The 7,890-nt window shown below is 71.6% G+C and carries 5 protein-coding genes; all 5 read right to left on the reverse strand.

What is annotated here, in order from left to right:
- Positions 1-162: 162 nt before the first annotated feature.
- On the reverse strand, positions 163-2,160 hold the full coding sequence (locus Dsi01nite_RS17070; RefSeq protein WP_203847125.1) for an MMPL family transporter: 1,998 nt from the start codon (positions 2,158-2,160) through the stop codon (positions 163-165).
- A 67-nt stretch (positions 2,161-2,227) separates the two neighbouring features.
- Positions 2,228-2,749 (reverse strand): trypco2 family protein, encoded by a 522-nt coding sequence (locus Dsi01nite_RS17075; protein WP_203847126.1) that lies wholly within the window; start codon positions 2,747-2,749, stop codon positions 2,228-2,230.
- Positions 2,746-5,457, reverse strand: coding sequence for a DUF4407 domain-containing protein (locus Dsi01nite_RS17080; RefSeq protein ID WP_203847127.1), 2,712 nt, complete (start codon positions 5,455-5,457; stop codon positions 2,746-2,748). The genes Dsi01nite_RS17075 and Dsi01nite_RS17080 overlap by 4 nt, the downstream gene beginning before the upstream one ends.
- Before the next feature lie 197 nt (positions 5,458-5,654).
- Positions 5,655-6,419: an aminotransferase class IV gene (locus Dsi01nite_RS17085; protein WP_203847128.1), complete on the reverse strand. Its 765-nt coding sequence runs from the start codon at positions 6,417-6,419 to the stop codon at positions 5,655-5,657.
- Positions 6,370-7,878 (reverse strand): chemotaxis protein CheW, encoded by a 1,509-nt coding sequence (locus tag Dsi01nite_RS17090; RefSeq protein WP_203847129.1) that lies wholly within the window; start codon positions 7,876-7,878, stop codon positions 6,370-6,372. Before Dsi01nite_RS17090 ends, Dsi01nite_RS17085 begins: the two co-directional genes overlap by 50 nt.
- Between the last annotated feature and the right edge of the window lie 12 nt (positions 7,879-7,890).

The following is a 7,890-nucleotide window of genomic DNA, read 5'->3' on the forward strand; positions in this document are numbered from 1 at the left end:
CTTGCCCGGGCCGGCCGCCACCGGCCCGGGCAGGCTCCGTCTGCGCTCGGACCGGTCACCAGCCGGCCCACGACGGGGCCCGCCCGGCTCGGGAGCGCCGGGCGGGCCCATCCACGTGTCCCGTGATCCGGTAGACCCTGAGCACCCAGGGGTACCCAAGGTCTACCGGGTCACGGAAACCAGCGGGGGAGCGGCGGGCGCGGGAGCGGGCGGGACGCGGCCCGGCCACCAGGCGGCGCGACCCAGCAGGGTCATCGTCGCCGGGACGAGCAGCATGCGGACCACGGTCGCGTCGAGGACGATCGCCACCACCAGGCCCAGCCCGATCTCCCGGATCGGCGCGAACCCACCCAGCAGGAACCCGGCGAACACCACCACGAGCAGCAGCGCCGCCGAGGTGACGATCCGGCCGGTCTGCTGCAGCCCGACGGCCACCGACCGGCGCGAATCGGCGCCGGTGAGGCGGTGCTCGCGGATGCGGGCGAGCAGGAACACCTCGTAGTCCACCGACAACCCGAAGGCGATCGCGGCGACGAGGACCGGCACGGTCAGGTCGATCATGCCGAGGTCGCCGCGGTCCTGGAAGACGAGGGTGACCACGCCCAGCGCGGCGCCGATGCTCAGGACGCTGGTGAGGACCGCCTTCAGCGGCAGCAGCAGCGAGCGGGTGAACGCGGCGAGCAGGACGATCGTCGCGGCGACGACGATGAGCGCGGCGATCGGGCCGTACCGGGCGAGCATGGACCGGTAGTCGACCAGCCGCGCGGCGTCACCGGTGACCAGGACCTCGAAGGGCGCCGCCACGTCGCGCACCGCGATGACCGTCGCGCGGCCCTGCGCGGTTTCGGGGCGGTGCGCGGGCGTTGCCCGTACCACGGACACCGCCGCCGACACGGGCTCGACCCGCACCGCGGTCACCCCGGGGACGCCGCGCACCCGGTCGGCGAACTGCTGGGTGGCGGCGGCGTCGGCGGGGGAGCGCACCACGGCGAGGATGTCGTCCGGCCCGACGAACGCCGGGTAGTGCGCGGCCAGCTGGTCGTGCTGCTGGCGGGTCTGCGTCGAGGACGGCAGGGCCCGGGCGTCGCTGTTGCCGAGGCGCAGGTGCAGGGCCGGGACGGCGAGGGCGAGCAGACCGGCGGCGGTGAGCACGGTGGTGAGCACCGGGCGGCGCTGCACCGCGACGGCGAGCCGGCCGAAGACCCCGTCACCGGTGCGCACGGGCGCCGGCCGGATCCGGCGCCCGGTCAGCTTGAGGACGGCGGGCAGCAACGTGAGCACCGCGAACATGTTGACCAGCACGACACCCGTGCCCGCGAGGCCCATGGAACGCAGGAACGCGTCGGGGAACACGGCCAGGCCCAGCAGGCTCGCGGCGACCGTGAGGCCGGTGACCGCGATCGTGCGGCCGGCCTTGTCGACGGCGGTGGCGAGCGCGGCGGGCACGTCACCGGCATTCTCCGCCAGTGAGGTCCGGAACCGGCTGATGAGCAGCAGCCCGTAGTCGACGGCGAGGCCGACGCTGAGCATGGTGGCGACCTGGATCGCGTACACGGAGATGTCGGTGCCGAAGCTGAGCGCGTACAGCAGGCCGAACGTGCCGCCGATCCCGGCGACCGCGACGAGCAGCGGCATCGCGCCGGCGAGCAGGCCGCCGAACACGATCACGAGCAGGATCAGCACGGCGGGGAGGGTGAACAGCTCGGCCCGCTGCACGTCGGACTGCGCCTGCACGGCGAACTCGCTGTCGGTGAGCGGGCCGCCGGTGACGGTCACCCGGGCCGGGTCCACGGCCCGAAGTTTCGTCGCGACGGCCTCGGCTGACGCGTCGTCGGAGACCGTGACCTGGAGCAGGACCGCCTGGCCGTCGTCGGACGGCAAGGGCTCGCCGACGTCGACGACGCCGGGCACGCCGCGCACGTCGGCGAGCGCCACACCGCCGGTCGCGACCACGGTCAGCTGCGCGGGCCGCGGGCCGGCGGCGTCGTCGCGCACCTGCAGCGCCCGCTCGGTCTCCGAGCCGGGCACGGTGGCGACCTGCGCGGTGAGCTTCATGAACACCCCGCCGCCGACACCGAACCCCACGGCGACGACCGCGACCCAGAACACGATGACCATCACGGGCCGGCGCAACGCCAGCGCTGTCAGTATCCGGAACATGACGTCGATGCTCGTCGCTGCGGCACCCGTGCCGCTTCGCCGCCCAGAGGGGTCTTCGCCCTCACTCTCAAGAGGGAGCCGGCACCGCCGCCACCGGTCCGAGCTCCAACCGGAGGGTGTGGGTGACCTCGTCGCGCAAGGTGGTGTCGAGTCCGATCGACAGGGTGCCCTCCTCGGTCACGACGAACGACACCTCGACCGAGCCGGCCTTCAGGTCGAGGGGGTCGTCGCCGCCGGCCGCGTTGGCCATGATGGATCGGATCGTCCGCACCGCGTTGACGAGGGTCCGCGAGACGGACGCTCCCCGCACTTCGTGCGTCTCGGAGGGCCTCGGAACGAGCTCCACCTCGATCGTGTGGATGTCCTTCTCGTCGACCTTCCGGCCGAGGCGAAGTTGCATTCCGACCACCGGGACCCGGAACTCGAGCTTCGCGCCCGTCGAGTTGGTGACGACCGTGCGCAGTGTCAGTCGAACGGCGGTGACCCGCAGGTCGACCTGGTCATCCGCGCCGATGCCCGCCTGTTCGATGCTTCGTTTGATCTCATTGACCAGGTCGTCGACTGGGACGGTGCCAGCTTCGATCCTCACGGGGCTCCTTCAGGGTTGGCGTGCCGGCGAACGCAGGCCGGATCGCCGTAGACGGTGTAGGCGAGCCACGTCGGGTCGGATCCGTCACCCCGCAACGCGGTCCTGCAGTGCTGGACCGCGGTGCCGAGCGGCATCCCGTCGTGGAGGTTGCGGTAGAAGCCGGTGGCGAACTGGCTCGCGCTCTCGCTTCGCACATCCCACAGGGTGCCGACGAAGACGCCGGCGCCCGCTCGGATGAACTGGGTGGCGAAGCCGGACACGTCGGTGAACCGTTGCACGTCGACGCCGCTGGTGCAGGCGTTGAGGAAGACCAGCGGCGAACGCCGCCGCAGCGACGACGACACCGCTGCCGGGTAGAGCATCTCGGGCACGAACGCCTCGCCGTTCATGTCGATGCAGCCGCCGCCGACCGGATCGAAGGTGTTGTGACAGGCGAAATGGAGCACGCCCACGTCGCCGTCCTCGACGAGGGCGATGAGCCGGTCGAGGTCCGTGACAACGTCCTGCTCGACCGCTGGCCGCCCGAGCATGGCCCGGATCGCTGCCACCTCGGCGGCGGCGAGCCTCGGCGACTCGGCGGGGACGACGAACGACGCCTCCTGCAGGCTGACTGACTTCGCCCGTCGCTGGTTGTGGAGGCGGCGCAGGACGGGGAACTGTTCGACCAGGAACCCGGCATCCTGGCCGGGAGCGACGGGGTAGACCAGTTCCCAGGGCAGGGTGTCCCGAGCGGATGCGATGGTGAACATCGAAATCTGATCGCGGATCGACCAGAACTGCTCGCGCAGTTCACGCGGGACCATGCCGTCCCATAGGCCGATCCCCATGGACTGCAGCCGCTTCGCCGCGTTGCGTGCCGTGTAGCCGCTGCTGCCCTTCGACATGGTGCGCAGGGTCTGCCGCGCGTGTTCCAGAGCCACCATTGGGTTCGCGGCCAGCGTCGCGCCGGGGACGGTGTCGAACAGTTCGTCGTCGACCATCAGCTGGAAGAGGTACTGGTCGCCTTGGAGCAGGACCTGCAGCGTCGCCTCGCCGGCCCGGCCGACCAGCGCCGCCATCTCACCCAAGCTGTGGCTGCCGGGTGTCGAGGCGGCGCCGACACCGACCGCCACCTGCACGTGGACCTCACCCACGAAGGTGCCCCCGAGCCAGGCGGTCACGGTCACGTCGTGCAGACCGGGGCTCGTGGTGCGGAACGTGAAGAGCACGGGTTCCGAGTCCGTGGCGGCCGGCACGAGCAGGGCCTGCCGCAACGGTCCGAGCTGTCGCAGCCCTGACGGTGCCTCGACGATCAAGGTGAGCCGGACGCCCCGCGCGGGCACGGCGAACGCCTTCAACGGCGCCGACGTCGTGTCGCCGGACGTGGGGCGTGCGGTCACGACGCGCACGAGAAGATCGATCTCCGCGTCGACGGCCGCCCGCGCGGGCGCGCTCGCCGACAACCAGCGCTCCGGCTGATCCGAGTCGGACCCGGTGGGAGGCAACGCCGGATCCGTGACCACGATCGGGTCATCATCGGCCCATGGTCGTCCCCACAGGCGTCGATCGTCGTCCGTGGTCCGGTCGGGGAGCTGCCACTCGCTCGGCACGGCCGCGTCGTATGCCGTCGGGGAGCCGACGATCACCAGGGCCTTGACCGAGACCGGCAGCAGCCCGGTCATCATCAACACGGTGATGGTCAGCAGGTACGGCAGGCTCGCCGACCCCCCATCGTCCGCGAGATGCAACAACGCGACCGTTTGCGCCGGTAGTCCGGTGTTCGCCGCCGACTTCTCGTTGATCTCGTCGAGGTCGGCCTGCAGTGCCACCTTCAACTGGTCTCGCTGCTGGCGCAGGCCGGGCAGCACCCGGGCCGCCTCGTCCTGCGCCTGCGCGAGCTGGTCCGCACTCAGCCTGCTCGCGTCCTTGCGGGCGGAGTCCAAGGCGGTCTGCTTCGCGCGGAGGAGCGCTTGAGCGGCTCGCGCATCGGCCTCTTTGCGGTCGTACTCCCGCTTCAATGCCTGCGCCCGAGGGCCGTTGCCCATCTTGCCGCTGCTGCTCCCGCAGAGCTGGCCGTCCAGCTCACAGCGCCAGGCCGCCCACGCCTGTTCCGCCGCTTGCTGCTTGCTCTGGTAGTCGGCCAGGGCGGCTCGATACTCGCTCTCGGCCGTGTCGAGATCGGGCGCGCTGACGAAGATGTTGCCCGCGAGGTGATCCTCATACTTGGAGATGTCCGCTTGCACGGCATCGAGTTGCCTCTGCCGATCTCCGTGGGCGAGCGCGGCGGCGCCGTCCTCCGCTCGCCTGAGGTTGTCGATCGACATCTGATGCTCGATCTGGCTGTGGAAGATCCGCAGCGTCAGCGGGACCGCGACCGCCAGACCGATGAGGCCGGCAATCGCGAGTCGAGGCAGCAGCAGTGCGGACTGCGACCGCACAGCGCCGATCGAGAAACGGTCAAGGAGCAGGGCGCGTTCGACGATGACCATGGCTGCGCCGAGCGCGACACCAGCCGGCACCGCTACCACCAGGGCCAGGCCAAAGCCATCCAGCAACGCAACGATCATCGAGACCACGGCGACGCCGCCGGTGACGAGGAGCAGACCGCCGAGGGTGGCGAACCGGTTCCGCACCTTGGCCACGCCGGTGCCGTTCGCCCGTTCCGCCGGAACGAGCGCGCCCAGGTCGGCACCACCGAGACGGGCGAGAAGATCGGCGAGGCTCCGCACCGGTGGGCACACCCTCCATCCCTGCGATTACGGCGGCTCGCCATTTCGAGTCAATGTCGCGAGTTCGAACCGCGACAATGTCCGCGCTCGATGCAGGCACGTTCGCAACAATTCTCGTGCAGGTCAGCGGCCGGGGCATCCTCCGCGTGGCCATTGCCGGTGACCGGGATGGCGGCCGCTGGTGGCTGGGCGGAAGGTCAGAGCTCGTCCCACGGGACGGAGGACAGCGCGCCGGTGACGGTGGCCATGAGCGCGGGATCGACGTCGAACGTGTGCTCGTCGACGGCGGTGACCGCGACGACGCCGATCGAGTTGGTGACGAACGCGGCCCGGTAGGAGGGCAGGTCGGCGAGCGTGACCGGGATCCGGCTGGACGGCAGCAGCGGCTCGAGCAGCTGCATCGTGATGCCCGGCAGGGCCGGCGCGTCGGGCCACACGACGTGGGTGCCGTCGAAGAAGGCGATGTTGTGCACCGCAGCCTCGACGATCTCGCCGTCCGGGCCGGTGAGCAGGGCGTCGTCGAAGCCGTGCTGGACGGCGGCGCGGCCCCAGTAGATCTGGCCGAAGCCACCGAGGTGCTTCACGTGCGCGACGGGGCGCTGGTACGGCACCGACATCAGCCGCAGCGGCGTCGGCGACGGGTGCACCGGTGCACGGACCGCGACGAGCACCGACAGCGGGCCGTCCGGCGTGGGCTGGTAGACGTTGACCCGGACGGCCGCGTCGGGCACGTCGCGGACGGCGTGGCGCAGCAGGGAGCGGGTGTGCGCGGGGTCCAGCGGCGTGTCGAACAGGGCGAGCGACGCCGACGCCAGGCGGCTGAGGTGCAGGTCCAGGCCCTGCACGCGACCCGCGCGGACCTGCATGGCGCTCAGGTGGCCGTAGTTCACCAGCGCCGGGAAGTACAGCTCCTCAGGCGTTGGCGAGTGCCCGTCGATCTCCAGCCGGATCAGTCCGCTCATGATCGGTCACCATAGTCCGCACGACCTGTTCCAGGTCGACACGGGGAAGCATCCGGCCACCGATCTTCACCAGGGGACTGCCGGCGAGGGTGACCGGCGCGTCGGGGTCGGCGTCGGCGCGGCGCTCCTCCCACACCGACTCCTCGATCGCGCGCAGCTGCGGCACGATGAAGCCGACCCGGGTGCCGCGGGCCTCGATGAGCAGCACCCGGGCGGTCGTCTCGTCGATGTCGGCGGGCCGGCCGAGTAGCGCGGCGAGGCAGATCAGCGGCACGGTGGCGCGCTGGTGGGTGAAGACGCCGCGCAGCGGGCCGCCACCGACGAGCGGGATGACCTCGGCGGGGAACGGCACGATCTCGGTGATCTGGGTCAGCGGCGTCGCGACGTCGACGCCCACGTCGTAGGTGAGGAACTTGCGGACGCTGTCCTCGATGGCCCGGCCGTCGAACCGCGGGTCGGCGGCGTCGGTGCGGCCGGCGACCTGGGTCACCGCCGGGGTCCCGCCGACGGGGGTCCCCAGCGCGGCGAGGGTGCCCAGGGACGCGTCGGCGCGCATCGCCGCGCCGTCCAGCACCAGGTAGGAGCCGCCGGACTGGCCGGGCAGGATCCCCACGGCGTGCGCGGCGGGCAGGCCGAACTCCGGCATCGGCAGCACGTCCGCGTCCGGGACGGCGACGATGCTGGTCACCTCCGTGACGGCGAGGACGAGCAGGCCCCGCTCGTACGCCAGCGACACGCCGCGCTTCACGTCGACCGGGGTGAGCGCGCCGAGGCCCAGCACCGCGAGGGTGTCCACGGTCGGCACGTAACGGTCGCCGAGCTCGACGACCCCGTGGATCGTCGGGCCGTCCAGCGGCGAGGACTTGAGGATCAGCTCCGGCACCACCGAATGGATGTGGGACACGTCGACGGCCAGGCCGATCTCGCCGCAGCGCAGCAGCATCATCATGCTCCGGCCGCCGGCGGAGATCCCGGACGCGGCCTGCTGCGCCTGCGCGACGGCGCCGCTCGGCCCGCCGGTGTCCGCGGCCAGGACCATGCCCGGGGTGTTCTTCACCGCGGCGCAGTCCAGCACGCTGACGACCGCGTTGTCGTCCGGTCGCTCGAAGGTACGGGTGAACAGCGGCAGGTCCGTGTTGACGCTGACGTCCAGGTGCGCCTCGTCCTCGATGTGCACCACGCCGCGGACCGCGTGCGCGAGCAGCCCGAACACCGACCCGTCGTAGGTCACGACGACGACCACCTCGGCGGCGGCCGCCGCGCCGCGGTCCAGCAGCAGCCGCAGGTCCAGCACCGGGATCACCTGGTGGCGCAGGTTGACCGCGCCGACCAGCCCGGGCGCGACCGCGAGCAGCGGGTCGAACGCCGCGGGGCACGGGATCACCTCGCGCAGCTCCGACAGCGGCAGCGCCACCATCACGTCCGCGACGGTGAACACCCCGTACAAGGTCCCGGTCATGCGTCCTCACTT

Source organism: Dactylosporangium siamense, assembly GCF_016862795.1.
In the GTDB taxonomy this organism is placed as follows: domain Bacteria; phylum Actinomycetota; class Actinomycetes; order Mycobacteriales; family Micromonosporaceae; genus Dactylosporangium; species Dactylosporangium siamense.

Bases quoted from the DNA above. Each gene is read 5' to 3' on its own strand.
- Dsi01nite_RS17085 (WP_203847128.1), bottom strand. From the start codon at position 6,419: ATGAGCGGACTGATCCGGCTGGAGATCGACGGGCACTCGCCAACGCCT.
- Dsi01nite_RS17070 (WP_203847125.1), bottom strand. From the start codon at position 2,160: ATGTTCCGGATACTGACAGCGCTGGCGTTGCGCCGGCCCGTGATGGTC.
- Dsi01nite_RS17090 (WP_203847129.1), bottom strand. From the start codon at position 7,878: ATGACCGGGACCTTGTACGGGGTGTTCACCGTCGCGGACGTGATGGTG.